The following is a 24,171-nucleotide window of genomic DNA, read 5'->3' on the forward strand; positions in this document are numbered from 1 at the left end:
TCTCCTGTAAGGCGGTCAGCTCGAAGATCGAATCAGCACAGGGCTGGCCGACAATTCGATTTCACCGGTGGAAGGGGTTTTCTGACGCTGACCATCGAGCGTCTCTATCGTCACCGCATTCCAGCTTTTCGGAACCGGCCAGCGCACCGTCTTGTAGTCGTGAGTCCAGGCCAGTTGACCGATGCTTGTGCCATGCTCGGCCAAAGTGCAGGAAGCCACGTTCCCCGCCCGTTGCACCTGGCCAATCTGCCTGCCGGTCAACCACCTCGCCACCGTGCCATAGGCCACGCCGGCGGCGTTGATACGGTGCCCCACATAAGTCGTCAGACCCACATTCTTGCCATCCCACATGAACCAGTAGAAGCGTTCGATGCCGAGCGACGCCGCAATGATGAGCGAACGCGCAAGCCAGGCGGCAGCCTCTTGCTCGGGCAATACACGGGAGAACGATCCGCCGCCGAGTGGAAAGGTGTTGGGGCTGGTGGGGTCGGCGATGAGGAAACCGAATTCTGTATTCCACATTGGCAGGTGTGCAAGCCCATGGCGTGCCATGACCTTGAGCAGGGCGGCGTGATACTGCGGGATCTGTTCGGGCAGGCCGTAGTAATGGAAGCTCACGATATCGGCACAGCGATTTCCCCCCGCAGCCAGATAGGCCTCCATGCGCTCGGCTCCCTTCTCGCCGCCCACCATGGAAGGTGTGGTCAGCCTGGCCTGGGGGTCGATTTCCCTGAGGATGCGGTGGGCAGCCTGCCCCAGTTCCACCAGCTGGCCTGCGCTGAAATCGGCCCTGTCCCCATCGACTTCCCGCACCGTGGGTTCGTTCCACAGTTCGTAATTGCGGATACGCCCGCGATAGCGTTGCGCCACTGTGCGCACATAGTTTTCCCAGTCGGCAAGGCTGCGGGGTGGAGCGTCTTGCCCAAAAACATATGCTCCCTTTTTTGTTGGATTGGATGAAGCCCAGGCGGGCGTCTGGCCCAAGGTGAGCAACACGTCCACCCCGCGTGACTCCATGAGGCGCATGGCAATATCCAGCTTGTCGAATTTCCACTCCCCTTTGCGCGGCTCCAGGCTGAACCAGTGCAACTCTGGCAGGATTGCCCGCCACGCCCCCACCGGCACGGTGGGGAAATTCTCGGCGTAGGGTCTGCGCGTGGGCCAGACCATGTGGAGGCCGAAAAAATTGGGCTGCACCAGGTGCAGCGCTGCCGCTGCCGGAGCGCTGGCGGCAGGGGCGAGCGCAGGGAACAAGGCCCCCAGCGCACCCGCAGCGGAGATACGTAAAAAATCACGGCGAGCTGGCAGGCGCTCCATCTTCACCCCCTCGCCGCCTGGACAAACAGGCGCCTGAACTTGACTCCAGCCGCCCGCAGCACCGCTGCCGCATAGGGCCGGACAAAATACAGCGGCCAGAACAGGCCACAGTGGCGGCGCACAAACGTCCCCCAGGCATGGGGAGGCACGCGCTTGGGGCCGCAAGTTTTACGCAATTGCAGCCGGATGCTGGCCGCTTCCTCGGGCGGCGTCACGGAAGCGGGGTTCTGGCTGCATGTCCCGGCAAAACCGGGCGCCATCCAGATACCGAATCCGGCGCGGCGCGCCCGAAAACCGTAATCCCAGTCGCCGATCGCGTGAACGAAAGCGTCGTCGATATTGCCGATCGCCTGCGCCACGGCACGTGGAATCAGCACACAGTTGCCGTTGAGCGTTTGACAAGGCTGCGGGCGGTCGGCCACGGGCAGATGCACGTAATAGTGCGGTGACCAGCGGCTGCGGCTGACCAGCCCGCCGTAGGTGAGTTTTTCGCTGACTGCATCGCAAGTGGCGCCGACGATGATGTCGCGCCGCCCGCCGTGCGCCGATGCCAGTTCATCTCCGCAGGCAAGCACATTCTGCAGCGCATGGGGATAAAGCATGGTGTCATCGTTGAGCCACAGATAGGCATCGTGGTCCTGTTGCATGGCCGTGCCGAAAGCGCGCCGCATGCCGCCATTCCAGAACAGGCTGCCGTCTCCATCGATCAGGCTGACCAGGGGAAATTCGGCGCGCACCGCTTCCCCCGTGCCGTCGCGGCTGCCATCGTCCACCAGATACACGGCCAATTCGCAGCCGGGCGGGCGAGCACAGGCGTGCAAGGCGCGCAGACAGGCCAGCGTCTGGTCGCGGCGGTTATGGCAGGTCAGTAAGACGGCGAGACGCATGGGGAATGACCGGAATAGGAAATGGGACGGTTGATGAACGCGCGGCGGAAGGCATGGGTCCAGCCTGTTGCGCCAGGGCATAGGCCAGCCCGGTAAACAAAGCCTGCATATAATCCGGGCTATAGGATATGGCGTACACCATGCCGGCAATAATGAACAAGGCGGGCAGCTCGCCACCCAGCCAGTCCGGCGCCGCCACCGGGCGGCTCAGCAACCGGCGCAGCGCCACGATCTGCACCGCGAAATAGGCGAACAGGACCACGATGCCGCCGCGCACAAGCATGCCCACATAATGGCTGTGCGCAGCCACGTTGGTTTCCATGCCCTGGGATTCGATATAGCGCCGGTTGCCGGAGCCGAATGGCTTGCCGGCGGGCCAGACCAGCGGACCGCCGGCCACCCAGTCATCCACCATGGATTTCCAGGAATCCAGCCGCCAGGCGATGGTGCTGTTTTTTTGCTGCGTTTCCGCCACGGAACGCTCAAATTCATGCGTCACGGTAGAGTTCGGCGCCAGCGTAAACACAGCGCCAAGGACCAGGGCGCCAACCGCAAGCGGCACCATCAGCCCGGCCGACCCCCCCTTGCGGCGGCGGCCAGCCAGCCACCAGGCAACGCCCAGGGCGGCAAGCGTGGCGATCCAGACCGTGCGGTGCGCCAGAACCATCACCACGATCAGCAGCAGGGGCGCCGTGAACATCATGGCCTGGCGCGGGGCGTTAAGCTTCATCCACATCGCCAGACCGGGCAGCATGGCCACCGCAATCACCATCGTGGCACCGGCATCCAGCACCCGCAGGGGGGCATGCGGATCGAACCAGTCCCCGGTTGCCCCCATGGCGTAAGCACCCCAGCGGTAGGCCGCCAGCAATGCCAGGGCAAGTGCCGTGTAGTAAAGCGCCTGGAATATCCGGCCGGCTTGCGCCGCCGTGATGCGGAAGCTCATCAGATAAAAAACGGAAGCCAGCATGTAGAAGGTCGAGCGGAATTCCACACCGGCTGAAGTCTTGAATTGCACCAGCCCCACAACGAACAACAGCCCCCACACCGCGGCCATCAGCATCCAGAGGCGCGCCACCCTGTCCTGTGCAGGCAGGTGCCCGGCCAGCAGCCGGATGGCGACCACCAGCCCCAGCAGCAGAAAATACAAATCCACCAGGGAAAGGCTGAGGCCCAGCCGCAGTGCGGCATTTGCACCCAATTGGCTCATCACATAAACCACCATCCCCACCCAAACCGGGAAAACAGGACTGCCATAGGAGCCAACCACGAAAAAGCAAATTGCCAGTGCCAGAACGACGGCCATCACGAAAGGAATCGTCTGGAAAAAGAAGCCGAGCACGGTGTAGAACACTTCGTAGAAAACTTCCATGGTCAGAACTCCATGCCACGAATAGAACGCAAACGCCGCAGAAACGGCACGCGCGCAAAAAGAAAAGCCAGTTCCTCGCCCAGCAGGCGTTGCGGGCAGCAGAGCATGATCAGCAGCAGCCCGGCTCCAGCGCCGCAGATGAGCCCTGCCAGCCGCGACACGGCGCTGGATGTGGATGCGAACAGGTAGTCAAGCAGACTTAACACAATCATGGTCGCTACTGACAGCAAGACCGGGCTGAGCAGTGCGCGCAAGATGCGTGCAGGAGCGATATTCAGATCTCGCGCCAGCGCGCTTGTCATCCAGATAGCCCGGCCTGCGTACACGCCACTCACCCCCCAGGCCAGCGCTGCAAGTGATTGGTCCCTCAGCACCAGCAACACCAGCAGGAGTGTTGCAGCCACCCAAATCTGTACTTTCAACTCCACACCGGTGCGCCCTCGCCCCCACAAAATGGGGCCAGCTACCGCCATCAATGCATGAAACGGCATGGCCACGCACAAGGCTGCAAACACCGGCCCCGCTTGCGCCCAGCGCGCACCATATAGGCCCTCTATTACGCTGTCAGCCACCACTGCAGCGCCAAAAAACACCGGCAGGGTGACCAGCCCGACTGCTTTGAGCAAGGCAAGATAACCGCGCGCCAAAGACGCATCGTCATTCTGCACGCGGCTGCTGGTGGCGAATACGACCTGCTGAATCATGTTGACCACATGGTTGACCGGAGTGCGGGCCAGACTGTAAGACACCGAATACACACCCAAGGCCGCCAGCCCCTTGAAACGGGCCACCAGCAGGTTGTCCAGGTTTTCCGTCACCCAGTTGGCCATATTACTGACCACCACGCGTAAACCGAACGCCGGCAGTCCATGCGGCAGCGTTGCCCAGCGTGGTCGCAGCGGCTGCGGCGCAGCGTGAATACAGATGACCGCCATCACAATTTGTTGCGCCCCCAGCGCCATCACCAGGCTCCATCCTCCCCACCCCATAAAAGCCAGCGGGATTGCGATCAGCACGTACCCCACGAAATAACCTGCCACCTGCGCCATCTGCATCCGACGGAAATCCATCCGGCGGCGCAGTTCCACCATGGGCATGACCATAAAGGCCGTAATCAGCACAACAGGTGCCATGGAACGAATGCCATCCTGCAGGTCAGGAGCCCCCATAAAATCGGCGAACCACGGCGCACCCAGATACACACAGGCTGCCACGCCCATATGACTAAGCAGCAACCGTCCCCAGGCGGCGCGACGAATATCCACGGTCAACTCATGCCGCTGCACCAGCGCTATGCCGAGCCCCAGGTCAGCCATCAGAACAGCCAGGCCGTAGACCAGCAGGCTGCCGCCAAAAAACCCGAAATCAGCTGGTTCGATAAGTCGGGCAAGCGCAATCATGGCGCCAAACTGCAGCAGGATACGCATGACCACACCCAGCACATTCCATTTGAATGCGTGCATGGCTTTGCCCAGAAGCGAGGCGCGATCAGCAATCACATGCGGCAGCCCCGGCGAGCGGCACTACGCCGTACAGGGCCAGATCGGTTTCCGTTCGCCGGGAATTCAGCCCAAGCTCAAGCCGGCTCAGCAGATCGGACGGGATCTCGCCCTGCCTGGAAACAGGGACGCCGCGCGGGTGGCAGGCTGAACTATCGGCAGCCACCCGCGCCCGGAATTGCGCCGTTGCACCGGCGGGAGGGCGCTGCGCGGCCTCATGTCCCCACAGGCTGAGCATCCCCTGTTCTTCCTGCAGCTGCGGCGCAAACCACAGATAGGGCGCATGCGAGAGAAACGCGCCCCACAAGCTGAAGGTGGATACCGAACAGACCAGCAGATCGGCATTCGCCATGGCCAGCAAATCGCTGCATACCGAATCCCGCTGGTGAAAACCGGTGACCGGGGAAAAACGCCGGATAAATGGTTCCAGCGCCTCTGGCTGGCCGTCTGTAAAGAGCTGGAACTGCACCCTGTTTCCGAATTCCCGGCGCAACTGATCGCACACCGCGATGTACCAGTCCAATGGCAGCGAGCGATTGAAGCAGCCGCGATAATCGATGTTCTCGTTGGCTGCCTTGAAATCACCTGCCCGGATGTGCACTGCGACCACCAGCCGTCCGGGGTCCAGCCGCATGCGCCAGTCGGTAAGGTTTTCCGCTGTGCCGCGCGCCGCATACAAGCGGGCAAGAATGAAATCGCGCGCCTCGCGAACGGCCAGAAATCCGCCCCACATGCCGCCCACTTCAAGCGCAAACAAACGCTTTTCATTCCATCCAAGACGCTCGGCAAACACCGCAACAGCCTTGCGAAAATCATGCTCCCCGGTTGACAGGTAATCCTGCTCGGTGAAGGTGTAACGCGGCAGCGTCTGCAACAGCACACGGTGGCTAATCCAGTCCAGACGCGAGGTGCCGAAATAACGCCAGTATTGCCGCGGGTTCATGCCGAAGGCCGGGGGTAAGGCGATGCCGCCAATTGCCTGCGCCGCAAGCCAGGCCTTGGCCCATGGATAGAACTCGTTCCCCAACCCAGCCCCACGCCCGGCAACACTCGGCACGCAGAGCCGAATTCCCGCGGGATGGCCGGCCTGCTGGATCGATGATTGCGGAAGGTCAGCGAGCTGCATGATGGTGAAGCCGGATTTCCATATTGCGCCACAGGAATATCAGCAGCCCTGCATTGATGAATCCGGCCAGTAACTGCAATCCGGTAACGGGCTGAAGATTGTTGGTGAAAATCCAGTCGAGCACCGGCGGCACCGGTTGCGCAAGCATCCAGGTGCCAAACACCCAGGAAATATAGGCAAAGAACGAGGCAGCCTGTATCGACACGGCCACCGGCCAGTAGCGCGGAATCCAGACAGCAAGCGCGATGCTGAGTATGTCAGCGGGGAAAAAATAACGGTTGTGCATGTGAGGCAACAGGCTGGGGACGAGGAGCGTTGAGACCAGGGCTGCAACCAGCAAGGTCTCGGCATCGAGTTTCCGGGTGCCGGCCGTCCGTCCGCGCATGGCGAACCACAGGCTCGCGGCAGCCGCAATCAAGATCAGCACTTTGCTTAGCCAGGCCAGATGCTCCTTGGCAAGCAGTTGCCCCCTGACAGCATAATCGAGCAGCATTAACAGGTTTGGAGCCCCATGAGAGTAGGCGGTCTGCGTTCCAGCCTGGGTGAGGTAAATGGTAAGCACCTCGACCAGCGAACGCCCGGCTGCCAGCGACGGCACGGCAATGACGATGTAAGTCAAGGGGATCAGGGCAAAGCTCCACCAGCGAATCTCGCCACGCAGCGCCATCAGCAGGATGAACGGCCCCAGCCATGCGGCTTGCAGTTTGATCGCGCAAGCCACGCCAAAAGCAAGCATGGCCAGCACGGGGCGCTGTGCGAACAATGCCGCCATGCAGGCAAGCAAAAAGCTGGAATACACGATATCCGACTGCCCCCACCACGCAGAATTGAGCAGCACGGTAGGCGCAAAAAGCACGGCCCCATAAGCCAGCAGGGGAATATTCCCCTGTGGCCAGCGCATGCGGGCAATCAGGAACATGATGCCGGCCGTGATGTAATCGAACAGGATGGAAACCGACTTGATGACCACCTTGCCATCGGTTCCCGCAGGGAATAGTGCATCGGCCAGGCCGAGGGTGTAGCTGTAGAAAGGGGTGTAACCGTAACGCGAGAAAGGAGTCGCGATCGCCGCCCAGAATCCCTGGGTACGGATGCTTTCCAGCCAGGGCAGAAAATGGTCGATGAGATCGAGGTTATTGCCTGGAAGCATGGCCAGGCGCGGCAAGAATGCCAGCAAGGACAGGATGACCAGTCCGGCAATCTGCCAGCGCACCGCCTGGCTGCGCGGGTTGGCCTGCAATCCAGGATTGCCGGCAGTGTTGATGTCATTCGTCATGCTTCGCTCCCATGCGCGGGCGCCGCGCCAGCAGCCCCTGCCATCACTCGTGAATAGAGGTCGCTGTAGGCAAGCACTCCCCTTTTTGCCCCGAAAGCCTGATGTATGGCGGCACTGCGAGCGGCACGCCCGGCTTCCAGGCCCGCGCCCTTTTGCAGCAGAGGCTGTAACGCTGCGGCGATGCCGTCCGCGCTAGGTTCGCAGTAGTGAATATCTTCAAGGTACTGGCGAAAATCAACCAGGCCGGGCACTTCCGTCAGCAGCGCAGGCAAACCCACCGCAATGGCTTCCAGCGTTGCAATTCCCAGCCCTTCAAATTGCGACGGCATCACATACAGGTCAGCGGCATGCAGGACAGGACGCACATCGTCCACCGCGCCGATAAACTGGATGCGGTCGCTCACGCCCAGTTTTTTTGCCAATGCGCGTTCGGGCTCCCCCGGTTCTTCCAGCCCGACATGCAGATATCGCCAGTGAAATTCCGTACAGCGTGCCAGGGCCTCGATTAGCGCGGTGTGGTTCTTGACCACCGAGCAATTGCCCACGCTCACCATCACGTATTCGCCGTCACGAACACCGAACGCGGCGCGCGCCGCCGTGCGTTCTTCTGGCGTGACCGGATGAAAATGCGTGCTGTCGAACCAGTTCGGGATAAGTAGCGGCGATGTGCCGTACAAGCTGCGCTCGGTCTGCTCCACCCCGGGGGCGATGGCGATGAAACTCACCCCCAGCCTCTCCGCCAGCCGCCGCTCCATCCCGCGCCGCACGCGCAAGAATCCGCCAAAATTGAAGTTGTTGTGCACTGTGCGGACCAGTCTTCCAGGCCCTGCCATGCGCGTAGCCAGCACGTAACCGATGAACCCGCGTTCGGCATGCAGGTGTATCAGATCAAAACCGGAGCGCTTGGCGAAGCGCGCCACAGCCATAAAGAACGCTGGCGAACGGGCAAACGGAATATGGTGTGTACGGTAGCCCGCCGCTTCCAGCACGGTTGCATATGGGCCTATTGAATCGCCTGTAGCCAGCAACTCGCATTCGACACCGTTTTCCCGAAATAGCGGAGCGGCGATACGCAACATAATCTCGGCGCCGGAAGGCCGCAGCTCATTGAGCACATGCAGAACTTTCACGCGGTCACCTCATCGGGCGATTCTGCTGGCACGACGCCAGCCCCTGCCAACACTTGGCGATAGTGTTCGAGATAGGACTGAGCGACCGCAGAAGAGGAAAAATGCATGCTGGCTCGGGCACGTCCTTGAGTGGAATAGCTCGCATACAGTGCGGGATCGGCCAGGATTTCCAACAGCGCTTCCGCTATTTCTTCGGGCGACCGGACATCCACCAAGGTGCCTCCGCCATTTTCGGCACCCAATACCCAAGGCACCGCGCCGCTATTTTGACCCGCAACAACAGGCAAACCCAGCCCCATCGCTTCGGCTATCGTCATGCCGAAGGATTCTTCCAGGGCGGGGTGCAGCAGGATATCCATTTCGGCCAGTTCACGCATCGTCTGAGCATAAGGTGTCCAGCCGTGGAAGACGAACGCCTCTTCCATGTGATGCTCAACCGCCCATGACCAGGCACGTTCATCCGGCCCAAAACCGGGGCCGTAAAGGTGCATTTTTGCGCCCGGATATTCATCACAAACGCGCTTCATTGCGAGCATGCCGGGTTCCGGGTTTTTTATCGACGTCCACCCATTCAGCAGCATGGCAATCTGGGGCAGACGGGTCACAAAATCTGGCGCGGAACGGGGATGACCCGCCTCTAACACCGCATCGGGGAGTGGATTCGGCACGACACTGAGAGAGGCACCTGTCATGCCACGCAGCGCACCAACCAGGTAAGGCGAGACTACTGTCGCGTGTTGAGTTCGGCGGAGTACAGACTTCGCCATTAAAAGCCGGCCCACCCGATAGAGGTCGCGCTGCATGTTCAGAATGGCCCAGGGGGAATCATGGCAAGTCAGCAAACACGGCAAACCTGTATCCAGTGCTGCCGCGCCAAACTCATAACTCCAATGCGCATGGACAACGTCCGGGCGTTCTTCGAGGATGGCATCTGTCAACGCATGGCGCTCAAGCGCGAAGAAATCCAGCATCCGCCCCCTTGCGCCCCGATCCGGACGCAAGCTGTGGCGCCTCCGCGGCACATAGTGCACTGTGAATTGATGACCTCGTGCAATCACGCGGTTCTGTCGACGGGGTTCCAATGCCGGATCAGTCGTAAACGCTACGACCTCATGGCCGCTCCGGATCAGCGCTTCGATCAGTGTGACCAGCAGTGATGCGCCTTTCATCTCACGAGGAAGATGGCTTGTATCACCGTCAAGCAAATGCTCGATGTCGGGAGTGCCCAGTGGTCCAACTATCCCTATGCGCATAAGTTTCTGACTATCGACCATATCTTGGCCGGGGTTGAAACTGAAGTTCGTGATCATCGCCAGCGCGGCCCAGAGCAGGACTGATAACGATTTGCCGACGAGGCTCATGCGGAGTGCGACCTATCGACGGATTAGAGAACAGCCCTCCGATCATTCGACAAACTAGCGACTCAAGACAAACAAAGGGTGGGTGGTAGGCTGCGCTCCCCCCTCTAGTCGCCATGTAACCCGAGGTTTTTCCAGCAAGCACTACAGGAGACTCTTCTAGCCACATTCCGCCAACCCCAATTCCAAGGCAACCTTGATCTTTGAGCTTTCTTTCGGGATAAAAATCTTGTTGGGCGATAGAGTGCCATTCGGATAACTTGCCTGGAAAACAGCATAACCATCGAGCTCCACATTAAAATTGGCAATAGAGACTTCTGCCTGAATAACAGGCCGATAAGTCTCAATAATATGGCGCGCTCCTTCAATGATTTCTTGTTCTGCTCCTTCCGCATCGATTTTGATGTAATCGCATCGTGCCAGCCCCTCCATTACAAACAGGTCATCTAGACTTACTTTCAAAACCGAGAATGTCGAAGCGTATTGATCGCGTTTGACGAGACTAAATGAGTTGGGCTTTCCAAAATTTGTCCAGAATGAATCGGGGGCGGTTCTACCCGCCGCACACAGACCTCTTTGCCGAACATTGGCGAACCCATTTAATTTGACGTTGTAGGACAAATCCGCGAGCATTTCTGGAAATGGCTCTAGTGACAATACGGTCCCGCCCGGCCCACTAGCTTTGGCAGCCTTGAGTGTATAGATGCCAGTATTTGCGCCCACATCCACAAAAACATCGTCTTTATTGACGAAGCTGTTTAGAAATCCAAATTCCGGTTCGACGGTTTCTCGTGAAATGTAAATCCCTCTGCCACCATAACCCTTAATATTCCGTCCCGTTACCATAAGCCCATCCGGGAAGCGAGTTTGAATGCGCATTCCTCTAGGCGTCAGCGCGACTCGTGCCATCCTAATCACCTTGGCAATTTGACCACCGAAATTCGACATGAAAACCTCTTTCTTTGGTTGAAATTAAATTAGTTCTTCAAGAGTCTTGGCATGTCATCCTCATGCAAAGACTCATATAGCCGAAGTTGAAGTCGAACGTTTCGATGAACGAACATCGCCGGCATGGCGTGTCGGTCGTGGTCATTTGTTTGCGTCGATGAAATCCTGATACGCCACCGCCAGGCCGTTTTGCATGGTGGTGCTGTCCTTCCAGCCCATGGCATTCAAACGCCCCACGTCCATCAGCTTGCGCGGAGTGCCGTCGGGCTTGGTGCTGTCGAAGACGATCTCGCCATCAAAGCCGACCACGTTTTTGATCGTTTTGGCCAGTTCGTGAATGGTGAGATCGTGACCCACACCAATATTGACCAGCGGCGGCATGAAGATGCCAGTGGCCGCTTCGTCACTGCCGAGCAAGGTGCTGAATTTCTCATCCGGCAGGCCCATCAAGTAAACACAGGCATCGGCCATGTCTTCGCTGTACATGAATTCGCGCCTGGGCGTACCGCTGCCCCAGACGGTCACGGTTGGCTGGTTGTTGACCTTGGCTTCATGAAACTTGCGGATCAGCGCGGGGATAACGTGGGAATTTTCCGGATGGTAGTTGTCGCCAGGGCCATACAAGTTGGTGGGCATGACGGCCAGGTATTGGGTGCCATATTGCCGGTTATAGCTCCAGCACATTTCGATGCCCGCAATCTTGGCCAGGGCGTAGGGCCGGTTGGTCGGTTCCAGCGGGCCGGTGAGGAGGTATTCCTCCTTCATGGGCTGGGGTGCGAGTTTTGGATAGATGCAGGACGAGCCAAGGAACATCAGGCGCTTGACACCATTCAGATAGGCGGCATGAATGATGTTGGTCTGAATGGCCAGGTTCTGATAGATAAAATCGGCCGGGTAGGTGTTGTTGGCATGAATGCCGCCGACCTTGGCTGCGGCCAGAAAGACGTAGTCGGGTTTTTCCTGCGCGAAGAAGGCCTCCGTCGCGGCCTGGTTGGTCAGGTCGAGTTCGGCATGGGTTCGGGTTAGCAGGTTGGCATACCCTTCCGCATTCAGACGGCGAATAAGGCCAGAGCCAACTAAACCCCGGTGACCGGCGATGTAGATTTTATCCTGCGGTTTCATCAACAGATCCTTACTCGTGGCAATTCAGGACAGAATAGCCGTTCTTCTTGACCAGTTCATCCCGCTCGGCGGCTTTCAGGTCTTCGCGCACCATTTCGGCCACCAGTTCATCGAAGGTGACTTTGGGGGTCCAGCCAAGTTTTTCCTTGGCCTTGGTGGGGTCGCCGAGCAGGGTTTCAACCTCGGTGGGGCGGAAGTAGCGCGGATCGACGGCGACGACAGGTGAGGGGTGAGGGGTGAGGGGTGAGGGGTGAAAATCGGCGCGGTTTTCCCAGTAGCCTTTTTCATCCACTCCTTCGCCTTCCCAGCGGATCTGCATGCCCAGTTCCTTGGCGGCGGCATTGACGAAATCGCGCACGCTGTATTGCACGCCGGTGGCAATGACGAAGTCTTCCGGCTTGTCCTGTTGCAGCATGAGCCACTGCATTTCGACGTAGTCCTTGGCGTGGCCCCAGTCGCGCTTGGCGTCCAGGTTGCCGAGATAGAGCGCATCCTGCAGGCCGAGTTTGATGCGCGCCAGGGCGCGGGTGATTTTGCGGGTGACGAAGGTTTCACCCCGGACCGGGGATTCGTGGTTAAACAGGATGCCGTTGCAGGCATACATGCCGTAGGCTTCGCGATAGTTGACGGTGATCCAGTAGGCGTAGAGCTTGGCGACCGCGTAGGGGGAGCGGGGATAGAACGGGGTGGTTTCCTTTTGCGGGGTTTCCTGCACCAGGCCGTAGAGTTCGGAGGTGGAGGCCTGATAGAAGCGGGTCTTTTTCTCCAGGCCGAGGATACGGACCGCTTCGAGCACGCGCAGGGTGCCCAGGGCGTCGGAGTTGGCGGTGTATTCGGGCTCTTCGAACGATACCGCGACATGGCTTTGCGCGGCCAGGTTGTAGATTTCGTCCGGCTGGACTTGCTGGATGATGCGGACCAGGCTGCTGGAGTCGGTCATGTCGCCGTGGTGCAGGACGAAGCGGCGGTCTTTTTCGTGCGGATCCTGGTAAAGATGGTCGATGCGATCCGTATTGAAAAGCGAGGTACGGCGCTTGATGCCGTGAACTTCGTAGCCTTTTTTCAACAGGAATTCTGCCAGGTAGGCACCGTCCTGACCGGTGATGCCGGTGATAAGCGCAATTTTTTTCATGATGTGGTTGATGTTGACCAGGTTAGGTGGTTGGGGCCGGGTGGCCGATAAGGCGTTGCCTTCCGCTGGGTGTCAGCGCACCCAGCAACGCCCGGGCGAAATCTTCCTGCATTTTGTAAGCCGCAGTGTCATCGGACTGTATGCTGGATACCCTGAACAACAGGCCATCCGGGATTTTTCCGGTAAGACCGTATTTCAGCTGGTTGAGCTTCCACTTCACGCTATTGACCGCGACAGCGTCACCAATCGTGGTCCAATAGGTAATGGGTTCGATTCTTTGTCCCTGCGTGGCAACCAGCCGTCTGACAGGGATGACACCGCTCCCGGTGGAGAAAGTGGCGGTGCTGTTTTTCAGTATCTCGAAACCCTGTGCCGGATAGCATACTTCCGGTTTATGGACCTGCATGGCATTGCTCTGATCGCCACCGTAAGCAATCGACAGCATGATGCGTTCACCACGTGCATTGGTATAGGTGCGTGACAACGTCTGGTTGTAAATCCTGCTGAGTAGCGCTTCTGTTTCGGGATTGGCCAGCAACGGCATGACGGCTTTGTCTATTGTCCAATCCCCGAATTGTTTGGGAATCATTGTTTCCAGGTCGATTGACGGCGCCTTGTCGGCAATACGGGCAGTGGGTTTGAGTGCCATGGCCAGGCCAGCTGCGGTAAGCATGCAAAGACCGATGATGAAATGCTTGGCGCTAATGGCTTTCATGAAATGTCATCCAGGATATTAGGCAAGCGCACGGCATTACGGAAGTTTTGATGAAGTGCGATTCGGCAGGAAGAACCCGAGCAGTCCATCCAGCGCAAACAGCATCAACAAGGCGAGGATAAACAGCAGAATGCCGGCAAAGCCATGCATGAAACCCTGCCCTGCCTCGTCCCCGAAATAATAGGTAACCAGCACCAGAATGATGACGCGCACCACATTGGCGACAAAGGCAATTGGCAGGATGGCCGCGATCAGGATCAGGCTGCGCATTCTGCTCGACGGAATCAGATAAAGGTATAGCATCCCCAGGGCAGACAGGCTGAACATGGAGTGCAGCCCGGAACAGGCATCCGCCACCAGCAGCTGGTAATTACCAATGGTCAGCGTTACACCGTTGCGGGCGACGGGATAGCCAAATAAATAGAGAAATTGCTCTGCCAGAACAGAGATGTACTGTTTGAGCGGGCCGGTTGCTGCATCCACAACAAATCCCGGCAAGGGAATCATGAACAGCAGGAAGAACAGTGCAAACCAGAGTCCCTTGACGGTACGCATCCCCTGCGTGATGAGCAGCGCTCCCAGGATAACGGGGATCTGGGAGCCGACCTCAAGCACCAGGACGCTTTGAGAACGCCCCACTGCATAGACCAGCAAGCCAAAAATCAGCAATACCCAGCCTGATGCCGCATTTACAGGGTCAGCTGAGCGGCCGCCAGCAGCGCTTGACAACAGCATGGAACGTTTCTGCCAGATCAGGAACATGACCACGATGAGCACGATTGGACCGTGAGCGTAATCTTCCGAATTCCACAATCCGTTGGCCAGCATCCAGTAGGTTGGGAAATACAAGGCGACCAGGCCCAGCAATACCGGCCACCATGTTTCGACAATGGCTATTGGAGTGTCCGCTCCGGGTAGCCGGGATGCGATGGTATTCATGTCATTCAGTCCAGCACCACTGCGCCGATCACGTGAGCACCGGTCATGATGATTTTTTCCTTAAGCTCAGCCAACGGAGCAACTCGGCTCACATTAAGACGGGTTGCAATCAACATTCCTCCCGCCTTCGCGACGACAGTCTGAAAATCGGATGTGTGCTGTGCAGGTGTCGTGTCTATCAGGATTACGTCATAGCTGCTTTCAAGACCCGCCAGCAGTGCGCCGAATGCCGGGCGCACGAGCAACTCGGCAGGGTTGGGAGGGGGCGACCCTGAGGTGAGTACGGACAGCGTCGGGAACGGCTTGATCGGGATCGCGAGCGATGCTGTTGCACGCCCGGCCAGGATGTCGGAAAGCCCCATGCTATTTCCAAGATTGAAAATATGATGTTGTCGTGGCTGCCGCAAGTCGGCGTCGATCAGCAGGGTTTTTCTGCCCAACTGGGCAAACAGCACGGCCAGATTGGCCGCCAGATAACTCGCTCCTTCACCTTCTCTTGCACAGCCAATTGCCAGGGTTTTGCGGCCTTCCTGAAACCAGCGCAACAACAATTGGGAACGTGCCGAACGCAGGGCCTCGGCTTCCTTGCTATAGGGTTCTGTGGCGGCAACCAGTTCCTGGCTGAGCCCTTCACGGCTATCAGGCAAATAAGGATATTCAAACTGGAATGCGAGAGCGTGCTGAATATCCACGTCGGTGACCAGCCCCAGCTTGACGGCTGCCTCGCCAAAACGGAGGTTATGCTCCTGTTGAAAGCTGAACACCCGATCCATGTCCTGCGGCTTGAGCTTGCCGGCTTCTTGCAGCAGCTTTCCGATTGAGGCATCCGTGTTTTTACCGGACACCTGTTCGACGATGCGTCCGCTGTCTATGGCGCTTGATAGTAAATTCATGTGGGCTTCGGCTTTAAGGTTCTGTCGGGTCAGTGTATTGGCGGGATCGCGGATTTCATTCATCAGGCCATTGCAGGGCGTGCGCGGATAAACCAGCGGCGCAGGAATACCAGACCGCGCCCCGGCTTCGCCACGATAGCCAGCACCGGTATGTCCAGCCCCTCAACGATATCCTGCCCGGTACGCACGCGCCGGTCCGAGATCTCAACGAGAAAGCCGACGCCTACGCCAAGCAAAGTCCCCAAAAACACGGAAATCAGCGCATTGAAAAGCACTTTCGGCTTGGACGAACCCAGAGGGGTGGTCGCCGGGTTCAATACGGCGATATCGGTCTGGGTCGAAAGGGATTCCATGCGGCTCTGCCCATAGCGCTGCAGGGCTGAGTCGTAAATACGCTGGGCATTCTCCACATCGCGTGACAGCAGCGAGACCTCCTCGCGCTGCTGCTTCATTTCAAGAATTCGTATTTTCTGCTTTGCAAAAGCCCCGCCCAGTTCGTCAAATCGCTGGCGAGCAGCAGTGGCTGTTGCCCCTACCCCCCGGGAAGCCGATTTGATTTCGTTATCGAGCTTGACCCTGAAGCCATCGACTTCGGCCTGAACGCGCTGGTATTCCGGATGATTTTTGCCCACTTTGAGGGCCACCTCAGACAGCTTGATTTCACCTTGTGCCAGTTGTGACTTGAGATTTTGCACCCCGGCACTGTTGACCACCTCGGGCATGCTGCTGCTGTCACGCGCACGCGAGTTGGCATCAAATGATGCGGACTGTGCCGCCACCACCTGGCCCGATATTTCCTCCATGCGGCGCGTTTCCACATCCAGCCGTTCCTGGGATTCGACGATGCCGTTCTTGCGCTGATAGGCCGTGAGTTTCTGCTGGGTTTTATCGAGGTTGTCGCGTAACTGGGTGATCTGCTGGTCGAACCAGGCAGCAGTCAATTTGGCCGGCGCCACCCTGAGCTCCAGATTGGTGTCTATATAAGCCTTGGCAAAGGCATTGGCGATCAGTGCCGCGAACCGGGGATCCGAGCCCTTGAATGAAATCGTGATCACACTGGATTCGCGTGAGGGGTCAACGCTCAGGCCGCTCAGCAGGCGCTTACCCATCCATTCCTCGATTGATATCTTGCCTTCGGTAGCCTCCATGAATTGCTCATGCACCTGGGGAGAGTTGGCCAGCTTGAGGTCATCCACGACCTTCTGCGCGACATTTGCGCTTCTAATGACCTCAACCTGAGTTGCCATGTAACCAGGAAACATCTGGGAAGAAAGCAACTGCCCGGTCAGGGGATCCTTGCTCTTGGAATCCACTATCAGATTGGTGGAGGCAGTGTATTCCTTGGGTAACAGCAGGCTCACAATGGTGGTTACTGTCACTGTCGCCAGCAGTATGCCCAGGATGATCCATTTGCGCGCGTTAAGAATTAGCAGGAATTGTATGATGTTCATGACCGTCTCTATATGCCCTAGAACAGGCTTTCCTTGACGTAAATCACGTCATCACGCTTCACGGGATCCGAAAGCTGTGCCTCTATTTTCTGCATTCCTCCATCGGCATCGCGACGCAGTATCTTGATCCCGCGCTGGGTACCACGCAGGTTAACACCGCCACCCATTGTCAGGGCCTGCACCAGGCTCATGTTCTGCTCAAGCCGGTATGATCCCGGGCGTTGCACTTCACCGTAGATGTAAAACAGGGGCTGACGCGGCACGTTGATGATGTCTCCGTCCTGGACCCGTTCATCGTCTTTTTGCCCACCTGCCATGAACAGGGCAATGGCATCGATTTCGCGATATTGGGTCTTGCCATCCTTCTCGCGAATCAGCGTGATAGTGTCTGCGCCATCAGAGCCGATGCCGCCAGCCAGTGCCAGCACATCCGACACGCGGCTGATCTTTTCCAATGGAAATTTTCCAGGACGGTTCACGCGGCCCAGCACGGAAACTTGCTGGCTGCGGTACTGCACGACATTGAGATTGACATTCGGCTCAAGAATGAACCCCCCACTGGACAGGCGATGCGCAATCTCTGCCGCGCCCTCGACAGGCGTTTTGCCTGCCAGCTTGACTTCGCCAATCAGCGGAAAGGAAATGGTGCCGCCCCCGCCCACGCGTGCTTCCGTGGTGAGATCAGGATGGCTGTAGACAGTAATGCTCAGCACGTCGCTGGTGCCAATCCTGTAATCATTGCTTTCACTCCAGGCAGGCAACGCCAGCAGCAGCGCAAACAAAAACGGTAAATAACGCAACAACTTGATCATATATATGGTTTTTCCGATGAATCCAGCATGCAAGGGTGAAAGCCGCCCATGCCATACAAATATTTCGCACCAGTGCCAGTGAAGATCCAGGACACTTGATTACAGGAAGTTGCACTCGTTTCTAATTTTGTCCGCTTAAGTGCAAATTGGAAAAATGGCAGTATGGTTTCGGATTGTTACAACAGTATTGCCAAGGCCCGCTGGTCAGCGGCCATGCAGGAACGGCCTGACGGACATGGCGAAACGCCGCCCCGGATCATGAAACGACGCTTCGCCATGCCCGTTAGGGATACGCTGATTTATTCCGTAGCCCCGTCATTGCGAGCGCAGCGAAGCAATCTTGTTCTTTGGCAATCAATAAGTTACAGATTGCTTCGTCGCTTTGCTCCTCGCAATGACGATTAAATCAGCGCTTCCTTAGGCAACGCTTCGCGTTGTTACACGTTAAAACGCTGCTCGTAGACTCGCGGTCACGCTCTGATAGCGGAAGTCGGCCACATCGTTACTCGAATCCCGCTGCCCTGCCTCGTAAGTCAAGCCGAACAGGATGCTTCTGTCAGGCTGGTAGTTCAGCCTCACGCTGCCGGTTTTCAGACGGTCCGTGCGGGAGATGTCCGGGTACTTCTGACTGCCCTCCCATATTGACGCAGTCAGCGCCATTTTGGGTGTGAGCGCCCATGTCGCATTCAGGTCGGCTCTATCACTGATACTGGCCGTGGAAGTGGTGACGGTGTCGGATGTCTGCACCTGCCTCTGCACCGCCGCGCTCAGGGATACCTTCCCACCGGCATTCCAGTCCGCGGACAAGCGCCATGTCGGCTTATCAAGTACAACCGGGCCCTCTATTCGCCGGGTATAGCCGGCTTGACCACTGATGCGGCTGAGCCCGCCGGGCGACCATCCGCCCTGCAGATTCAGTTCAGTCTGCTCGAAATCATCGTCCGTTGCCGTTCTGTTGGAATATTGCCCGTCGGTGCGGCGGTAATCCATGCCAAACTGGCTGCCCAGACTGGATTGGAATAACCAGCCCAGACTGGCTATCTTGTCGTCGTGATCGAGATTGGCCCGTGCCGGGTTGCTGAAACTGACCGCGTACCTGCCAACTCCACCGCTCAAGGAAAAGCTCGGGTGAATCCGGTACCGGGCATTGAATGCGGTGTTTTGCGTGTCCTGAGTATTGGTGCCCAGATTATTCAAATCGGCCTGGGACAGAAGTTCGCGGGTTTTCCGGGAGCTCAGCTCTCCGGTCAAATTGTTGCCCAGCACCCAGTTCCAGCGCGCCAGAAGACTTCCGCTACTCTGTTTTTGCAGTTCCCGCCGATCGTAACTGGTCTGGTTCAGATTGGTGCGCAGCGCCAGGGTCTGACGGCTGAGTTTCCAATCGGCATCAACACCGACCCCGATCCGCCTGCCTGTGACAGCAGTATCAGTGGTACCGAGCAGTGTCCGCGCCTGTTCGTCGTTAGCCAGCCGGAAATAATTGCTGTCGTGGAATGTCAGGTATTCCACATAAGACCGCAGGTTGTCTTCGGGCAAAGCCATGGCCGGAAACGGAACGGCCAGCAACGGCAAAATGAATAACGCCTTTCGGGCAGCCAATATCGCTCTCACCAGAACTGCCAGTTTCCGGTGCTTAACACCCAGATCCCGAGCAATCCGTTGGTCGTCGCATGCGCGGCCACCGGGATCCAGAGGTTGTTGAAGCGCTTGTACAGCCAGCCATACGCCAAACCCGCCATGATTCCAGCCAGCCACAGGTGATGCTCGAAGCCAAACGCAACCGACGTTATCACGACCGACCTCAAACTCACCAGGATGGGTTCCAGGCTCAGAAAATCCATTCGCTCCAGCCAGCGCATAAAAAATGAGCGCCAGAACAATTCTTCCATCAGGGGCACCACCAGGATGGCGCCCAATAAACGCATGAAAACCAGGCGCCAATCCATGCCGCCGTCTTCGGCGCCCGGGTTAAAACCCGATGCACTTCCCAGCGTCAGCCAGCCCTGGTCAAGATTGACCCACAGCACGAAAACGAAGGCACCGGTCAGCACCGCCGCAAGCCAGTGCCAGAACGGGATCTGGAACGGCAGTGAGAGTTCCTGGTAACTTTTCCAGAACCACAGCAGCACCAAGGCCACTGCTACGGTTTTAATCGGATAGAGCCAGCGCAAATCCCAGGTGGCCGCCTGGCCGCCGCCTGATTGCAAAAGATAGGCCAATAAATCCGCCACCCCCAAAAAAAGCAGGTAAATCAGGAATGGGAGGACACGGCTCAGTGCAGGGTTTTTCATAAGAAATGGGGCGCGCACCAAGGCCGCGAGATGAGCTTCCATCGCTCCGCGACCCTGTATGGCGCATCTTTACTTGAGTCCGCTCAAGCCTTTCTCAAGAAAATCCTTATCCGCCTTGACGGATGCGGCAGCCCCCTGATCCGTTGCAGCCGCCTGCTGCGCAACCGTGCCTTTTGCGGCCTCCACTGGTTTGGCGATTTTTCCGGTATCGGCAAATGCGCCCAGGTACTCAATCTTGGAGGTGTCGCGCAGTTTCTTGACCTCGGCCTGAGCGGATTCGATGCGCTTCTTGTTGCTCAGGTATCTTTCGATCAGGGGCTTCGCCTGCTCTTCGCTCAACGGCTGGTCGCGCGAAACGACAAGCTGAAGAGCAACAACAGCTTTGCCTGCGGGGAGGACAATGATCTGGCCGTCCTTGAGCGCCTGAATACGCGGCAGAGTTTCCAGCGGGAACTGCTCGGCCGGCTTCACCGATTCATTGGCGCTGAATTGGATTTTTTGCTCCTGTAGCCAGCGCGCCAGTTCGACTAGCGGCTTACCTTGCTCCAGCTGCGTCTTCACGGCTTTCAACGTCTCCGGCTTGGCTTCGAACATCAACTCCTGAAAACGGAAAACACGGCGCTTCTCGAACAACTCGGGATGTTTTGCATAGTAATCGTGAACTTCGCTCTCCGTGGGCTTGCCCAATCCCTGCACCTGTTTTTCGACATAGGCTTGGGAGAGTATCTGGCGTTTCGCGCTTTCCACTGCCTGTGTGATCTTTGGATCCCTGTCGAGCTTCATCTCCACCGCTTTCTTGACGAGCAGTTCCTCGTCGATCAAACCGTTCAGCGCCTGCTTGCTGGCTTCTTTCGCCTGTGCCTCGCTGATCGCACCCATGCGGGACAAGGCAAAATTCACCTGGTGAATCGTTATTTCATCGCCATTCACCTTGGCAACAACCTGTCCGGCCTTGTTGGTGGAGGTTGAGCTGCTCTTTCCGCAACCTCCGATGGCGAGGATCGCCACGATGACAGCAAGAATTCTTAGCGCAATTCGCATTATTTTTTCCAGAATTTGTAATCGTTTAACGGATGCGAAATCCGGCCTATAACCAGGCTCTCAATTTGGCAAGACAGGGGTTTTTCGCAAGGACCGGTTATTCAGTGACGCCCGGGTAGCCCGAGCAGGGCAATGGTAGGCGGAGATTATTGCAGGATTATTTCAGGCAAGGAGGCGAAAAACCGGGGTAAGCCAGGCACCAATTTGAGGAGTAGTTCCTTCTACCTATGCAAAGCCTTTGCCGCGATTGAATTCTTGTAACACGCCTTGAGTACAGTTCGTGGCGTCGCATAGAACCCATATGTGTTTCATCCTAAACGTCTCGCTCAACTTTAAGGAAACGAAAATGCACCATTTTGCTCGTAAGCTGGTCGCCACCGCCGTGGCCGCGACCTTCACCCTGTCCGCCACCGTTCCGGCCTTTGCCGCTGAACCAGTGGTTCAGGGCCCGGAAACTGTATCCGACTGGTGGAATGCCGGTCAGGCCTTTGTTGCCGATAGCAAGAAACTCCACGCCAACAAACACCACGCCAAGAATGTGATCCTCTTCGTGGGCGACGGCATGGGGGTTTCCACCGTCACCGCCTCCCGCATCCTGGAAGGCCAGATGAAAGGTGCCACCGGCGAGGAAAACCGCCTGTTCTTCGAAACACTTCCCTATGTGGCCCTGTCCAAGACTTATTCCTGGGATCAGCAGACTTCCGACTCCGCTCCTACCATGACCGCCATGGTCACCGGCTACAAGACTCGCGAAGGCATGCTGTCGGTGAATCACACCACCGCTCGCGGCGAATGCGATGCTGCCGTCGTTGCTGCGAAATCCGTGCCCACCATTCTCGAACAGGCTGCTGAAGCCGGCAAGGCCACGGGTATCGTTTCTACCGCCCGTATTACTCATGCCACCCCGGCAGCCACCTACGCCCACACTCCGGTGCGTGACTGGGAATCCGATGCCAACCTGCCAGCCGGTTGTGGCGTGAAAGATATCGCCCGCCAGTTGATCGAAGCCTCCCCTGCCGTGAAAAGCAGCCTGAAAGTGGTGCTGGGCGGCGGCCGTGATCAGTTCCGCATGAATACCCAGATTGACCCTGAATACACCACCAAGAAGGGGCAGCGCAAGGATGGCCGCGATCTGACCGCCGAGTGGGTCAGCAGCCGTAATGTTGTCGCCCCAGGTGCCCAGTTTGTCTGGGACAAGGCTGGCTTTGACGCCGCCAATCCTGCCTCCACACCTTTCCTGCTGGGTCTGTTCGAGCGTTCACACGTTCAGTACGAGGCAGACCGGGCTGCGGATACCGCTGGCGAGCCTTCCCTGACCGAGATGACTGCCAAGTCCATCGAGATGCTGAACAAGAGCAAACAGGGTTTCTTCCTGCATGTTGAAGCTGGCCGTATCGACCATGCCCACCATGCCGGCAACGCCAAGCGCGCCATGCTGGATACCATCGAATTCGCCAAGGCCATAAAGGCGGCCTACGAGATGACCGATCCGGAAGAAACGCTGATCATCGTGACTGCTGACCATAGCCACACCTTCACCATCGCCGGCTATCCCCACCGCGGCAATGACATCCTCGGTCTGGTAAAGGAAGTTCCAGATGTGGATGGCAATTCGCCGGTGAACTCCGTGGACAAACTGGGCTTGCCCTACACCACCTTGGGCTACACCAACGGCCCCGGCTGGCGTGATGCCGTGGCCACCGGCCAGAAGCGTCCTGACCTGACCGCCGTTGACACCACCGCGCTGGGTTTCCTGCAGGAGGCTGCAATCCCCATGGGTTCCGAGACCCACGCTGGTGAAGACGTCCCCGTCTATGCCAGTGGCCCAGGTGCCTACCTGGTACGTGGTTCCATGGAACAGAACTGGATCTACCATGTAATGAAAGAGGCTTTCCGCTTGCAGGATAAAAAGCATGACTCCCGCTTCTGAGTAAAGTTTGTTCCCATGTAGCAACCGGGGCGTTCGCGCCCCGGTTTTTTTCGTTTAGAGAGCGCCATGAAAACCCAATTAATCACCCTGCTCCTGTTGAGCACCATTTCCATTGCGGCAGTCGCCGCAGACCATCGCCATCCGGACAACGAGCCCGCAAAGACAATGTCCGTTGCGCCAGCGGCAACATCGATGCCACCCCTGGCGGCGCGTTTCGAGCTGCACACGGCCGGCCGCGGCGCCGACTGGTTCATGATCCGCGAGCCACAACGCATCGTTACCTTTAATGCCGGCAGCCGTCAGGGCGAGGTATGGGCCCGCGATGAACAGGGCCGGATCGAATACACCCGGGTATTTGCGGAAGACCGGAAAACCCTCAATTACAACGACGGACAACTGAAGACGCTCCACATGGAGCCGGGCTGGGCGCAACTAGCCTCCATCATCAGCCCTGAAGAAGTCACCAAACTGCGCAAGACCGGCGAGCGCAAAGTAATGGGGCAGCGCGCCCTGATCCTGGAAGGCAATATCGATGGAGTTCGCACCCGCCTGTGGTGGCTGCCGGAACTTCAGCTTCCAGCCCGCCTGGAACGGGGCAAAGGAAAAACGGCTACCCGGCTGGTGCTGCGCGAGATCCATGCAAAGGCTCCGGCTGCCTGGAACTGGGGCGACGAATCGGTGCTCGACACCTATGCCAGGCTGGATGCGAGCGATCTGGGAGACATGGAATACGATCCATTCGTCCAGAAAGTGATGCGGCAGGATGGCCACCAGCATGGGCATGGACATCTGTAGGGGTGAAGGGTAAATCAGGTTCGACACTGTTTCGGATTTTTAGCCTTGGCGGTGAAATGCCGTTTTTAAGCCAGATTATCCGTTAGAGATTTGACATGAAGGAAATCAACAGCTCGTAGGTCGGGCTTCAGCCCGAA

The 24,171-nt window shown here is 57.9% G+C and carries 21 protein-coding genes; 2 read left to right on the plus strand and 19 right to left on the minus strand.

Features of this window, described 5'->3' with window-relative positions; all coding sequences use genetic code 11:
• Positions 1-15 precede the first annotated feature (15 nt).
• The 19 genes from WC392_00460 to WC392_00550 all read right to left on the minus strand — a co-directional run bounded on the left by WC392_00460 (position 16) and on the right by WC392_00550 (position 21,309).
• The gene (locus WC392_00460) at positions 16-1,317 is read right to left on the minus strand and encodes an endo-1,4-beta-xylanase (protein ID MFA5240826.1); all 1,302 of its coding nucleotides are present in this window, start codon (positions 1,315-1,317) and stop codon (positions 16-18) included.
• A 2-nt stretch (positions 1,318-1,319) separates the two neighbouring features.
• Positions 1,320-2,204, minus strand: coding sequence for a glycosyltransferase family 2 protein (locus WC392_00465; protein ID MFA5240827.1), 885 nt, complete (start codon positions 2,202-2,204; stop codon positions 1,320-1,322).
• On the minus strand, positions 2,173-3,576 hold the full coding sequence (locus WC392_00470) for an O-antigen ligase family protein (protein ID MFA5240828.1): 1,404 nt from the start codon (positions 3,574-3,576) through the stop codon (positions 2,173-2,175). The genes WC392_00465 and WC392_00470 overlap by 32 nt, the downstream gene beginning before the upstream one ends.
• A gap of 2 nt (positions 3,577-3,578) precedes the next feature.
• On the minus strand, positions 3,579-5,039 hold the full coding sequence (locus WC392_00475) for a lipopolysaccharide biosynthesis protein (protein ID MFA5240829.1): 1,461 nt from the start codon (positions 5,037-5,039) through the stop codon (positions 3,579-3,581).
• A gap of 25 nt (positions 5,040-5,064) precedes the next feature.
• Positions 5,065-6,201 (minus strand): hypothetical protein, encoded by a 1,137-nt coding sequence (locus WC392_00480; GenBank protein MFA5240830.1) that lies wholly within the window; start codon positions 6,199-6,201, stop codon positions 5,065-5,067.
• The gene (locus tag WC392_00485) at positions 6,188-7,477 is read right to left on the minus strand and encodes a glycosyltransferase 87 family protein (protein ID MFA5240831.1); all 1,290 of its coding nucleotides are present in this window, start codon (positions 7,475-7,477) and stop codon (positions 6,188-6,190) included. Before WC392_00485 ends, WC392_00480 begins: the two co-directional genes overlap by 14 nt.
• Entirely contained in the window at positions 7,474-8,607 is a 1,134-nt protein-coding gene (locus WC392_00490; protein MFA5240832.1) for a glycosyltransferase, read from the minus strand. Before WC392_00490 ends, WC392_00485 begins: the two co-directional genes overlap by 4 nt.
• On the minus strand, positions 8,604-9,968 hold the full coding sequence (locus WC392_00495) for a glycosyltransferase family 4 protein (protein MFA5240833.1): 1,365 nt from the start codon (positions 9,966-9,968) through the stop codon (positions 8,604-8,606). The genes WC392_00490 and WC392_00495 overlap by 4 nt, the downstream gene beginning before the upstream one ends.
• 156 nt (positions 9,969-10,124) lie before the next feature.
• Positions 10,125-10,913: an FkbM family methyltransferase gene (locus tag WC392_00500; GenBank protein MFA5240834.1), complete on the minus strand. Its 789-nt coding sequence runs from the start codon at positions 10,911-10,913 to the stop codon at positions 10,125-10,127.
• A 141-nt stretch (positions 10,914-11,054) separates the two neighbouring features.
• Positions 11,055-12,035 (minus strand): GDP-L-fucose synthase, encoded by a 981-nt coding sequence (locus WC392_00505; protein ID MFA5240835.1) that lies wholly within the window; start codon positions 12,033-12,035, stop codon positions 11,055-11,057.
• A 10-nt stretch (positions 12,036-12,045) separates the two neighbouring features.
• Entirely contained in the window at positions 12,046-13,167 is a 1,122-nt protein-coding gene (gmd, locus tag WC392_00510) for a GDP-mannose 4,6-dehydratase (protein ID MFA5240836.1), read from the minus strand.
• Between the two features lie 22 nt (positions 13,168-13,189).
• Complete coding sequence (gene epsI / locus WC392_00515; protein MFA5240837.1) at positions 13,190-13,882, minus strand: exosortase-associated protein EpsI, B-type; 693 nt, start codon at positions 13,880-13,882, stop codon at positions 13,190-13,192.
• 36 nt (positions 13,883-13,918) lie between these two features.
• Positions 13,919-14,821, minus strand: coding sequence for an exosortase B (xrtB, locus tag WC392_00520; protein ID MFA5240838.1), 903 nt, complete (start codon positions 14,819-14,821; stop codon positions 13,919-13,921).
• Positions 14,822-14,826: 5 nt separating this feature from the next.
• Positions 14,827-15,777 (minus strand): chain length determinant protein tyrosine kinase EpsG, encoded by a 951-nt coding sequence (epsG, locus tag WC392_00525; GenBank protein MFA5240839.1) that lies wholly within the window; start codon positions 15,775-15,777, stop codon positions 14,827-14,829.
• Positions 15,777-17,165 (minus strand): chain length determinant protein EpsF, encoded by a 1,389-nt coding sequence (epsF, locus tag WC392_00530; GenBank protein MFA5240840.1) that lies wholly within the window; start codon positions 17,163-17,165, stop codon positions 15,777-15,779. Before epsF ends, epsG begins: the two co-directional genes overlap by 1 nt.
• Positions 17,166-17,182: 17 nt before the next feature.
• On the minus strand, positions 17,183-17,977 hold the full coding sequence (epsE, locus tag WC392_00535) for a polysaccharide export protein EpsE (protein MFA5240841.1): 795 nt from the start codon (positions 17,975-17,977) through the stop codon (positions 17,183-17,185).
• A 444-nt stretch (positions 17,978-18,421) separates the two neighbouring features.
• Positions 18,422-19,519: an outer membrane beta-barrel protein gene (locus WC392_00540; GenBank protein ID MFA5240842.1), complete on the minus strand. Its 1,098-nt coding sequence runs from the start codon at positions 19,517-19,519 to the stop codon at positions 18,422-18,424.
• Positions 19,520-19,584: 65 nt separating this feature from the next.
• A complete protein-coding gene (locus WC392_00545) occupies positions 19,585-20,286 on the minus strand; it encodes a CAAX prenyl protease-related protein (GenBank protein ID MFA5240843.1) in 702 nt (233 codons plus the stop codon).
• Positions 20,287-20,337: 51 nt separating this feature from the next.
• Positions 20,338-21,309, minus strand: coding sequence for an EpsD family peptidyl-prolyl cis-trans isomerase (locus WC392_00550; GenBank protein MFA5240844.1), 972 nt, complete (start codon positions 21,307-21,309; stop codon positions 20,338-20,340).
• Between the two features lie 346 nt (positions 21,310-21,655).
• Here WC392_00550 and WC392_00555 point away from each other — a divergent pair, with 346 nt between their 5' ends.
• Both WC392_00555 and WC392_00560 read left to right on the plus strand, forming a co-directional pair.
• A complete protein-coding gene (locus WC392_00555; GenBank protein ID MFA5240845.1) occupies positions 21,656-23,239 on the plus strand; it encodes an alkaline phosphatase in 1,584 nt (527 codons plus the stop codon).
• Positions 23,240-23,305: 66 nt separating this feature from the next.
• Entirely contained in the window at positions 23,306-24,034 is a 729-nt protein-coding gene (locus tag WC392_00560) for a hypothetical protein (protein MFA5240846.1), read from the plus strand.
• The last annotated feature ends 137 nt before the right edge of the window (positions 24,035-24,171 follow it).

Origin of the sequence: Sulfuricella sp., from assembly GCA_041651995.1 — a bacterium.
Taxonomy (GTDB): Bacteria; Pseudomonadota; Gammaproteobacteria; order Burkholderiales; family Sulfuricellaceae; genus Sulfurimicrobium.

Excerpts from the sequence above, each read along its gene's own strand:
- WC392_00505 (MFA5240835.1), bottom strand. The coding sequence starts at position 12,035 with ATGAAACCGCAGGATAAAATCTACATCGCCGGTCACCGGGGTTTAGTT.
- WC392_00560 (MFA5240846.1), top strand. The coding sequence starts at position 23,306 with ATGAAAACCCAATTAATCACCCTGCTCCTGTTGAGCACCATTTCCATT.
- WC392_00475 (MFA5240829.1), bottom strand. The coding sequence starts at position 5,039 with ATGCACGCATTCAAATGGAATGTGCTGGGTGTGGTCATGCGTATCCTG.
- WC392_00500 (MFA5240834.1), bottom strand. The coding sequence starts at position 10,913 with ATGTCGAATTTCGGTGGTCAAATTGCCAAGGTGATTAGGATGGCACGA.
- WC392_00550 (MFA5240844.1), bottom strand. The coding sequence starts at position 21,309 with ATGCGAATTGCGCTAAGAATTCTTGCTGTCATCGTGGCGATCCTCGCC.
- WC392_00460 (MFA5240826.1), bottom strand. The coding sequence starts at position 1,317 with ATGGAGCGCCTGCCAGCTCGCCGTGATTTTTTACGTATCTCCGCTGCG.
- WC392_00555 (MFA5240845.1), top strand. The coding sequence starts at position 21,656 with ATGCACCATTTTGCTCGTAAGCTGGTCGCCACCGCCGTGGCCGCGACC.
- WC392_00480 (MFA5240830.1), bottom strand. The coding sequence starts at position 6,201 with ATGCAGCTCGCTGACCTTCCGCAATCATCGATCCAGCAGGCCGGCCAT.
- WC392_00470 (MFA5240828.1), bottom strand. The coding sequence starts at position 3,576 with ATGGAAGTTTTCTACGAAGTGTTCTACACCGTGCTCGGCTTCTTTTTC.
- gmd (MFA5240836.1), bottom strand. The coding sequence starts at position 13,167 with ATGAAAAAAATTGCGCTTATCACCGGCATCACCGGTCAGGACGGTGCC.
- epsF (MFA5240840.1), bottom strand. The coding sequence starts at position 17,165 with ATGAACATCATACAATTCCTGCTAATTCTTAACGCGCGCAAATGGATC.
- WC392_00485 (MFA5240831.1), bottom strand. The coding sequence starts at position 7,477 with ATGACGAATGACATCAACACTGCCGGCAATCCTGGATTGCAGGCCAAC.
- epsG (MFA5240839.1), bottom strand. The coding sequence starts at position 15,777 with ATGAATGAAATCCGCGATCCCGCCAATACACTGACCCGACAGAACCTT.
- epsI (MFA5240837.1), bottom strand. The coding sequence starts at position 13,882 with ATGAAAGCCATTAGCGCCAAGCATTTCATCATCGGTCTTTGCATGCTT.
- xrtB (MFA5240838.1), bottom strand. The coding sequence starts at position 14,821 with ATGAATACCATCGCATCCCGGCTACCCGGAGCGGACACTCCAATAGCC.
- epsE (MFA5240841.1), bottom strand. The coding sequence starts at position 17,977 with ATGATCAAGTTGTTGCGTTATTTACCGTTTTTGTTTGCGCTGCTGCTG.
- WC392_00540 (MFA5240842.1), bottom strand. The coding sequence starts at position 19,519 with ATGGCTTTGCCCGAAGACAACCTGCGGTCTTATGTGGAATACCTGACA.
- WC392_00495 (MFA5240833.1), bottom strand. The coding sequence starts at position 9,968 with ATGAGCCTCGTCGGCAAATCGTTATCAGTCCTGCTCTGGGCCGCGCTG.
- WC392_00465 (MFA5240827.1), bottom strand. The coding sequence starts at position 2,204 with ATGCGTCTCGCCGTCTTACTGACCTGCCATAACCGCCGCGACCAGACG.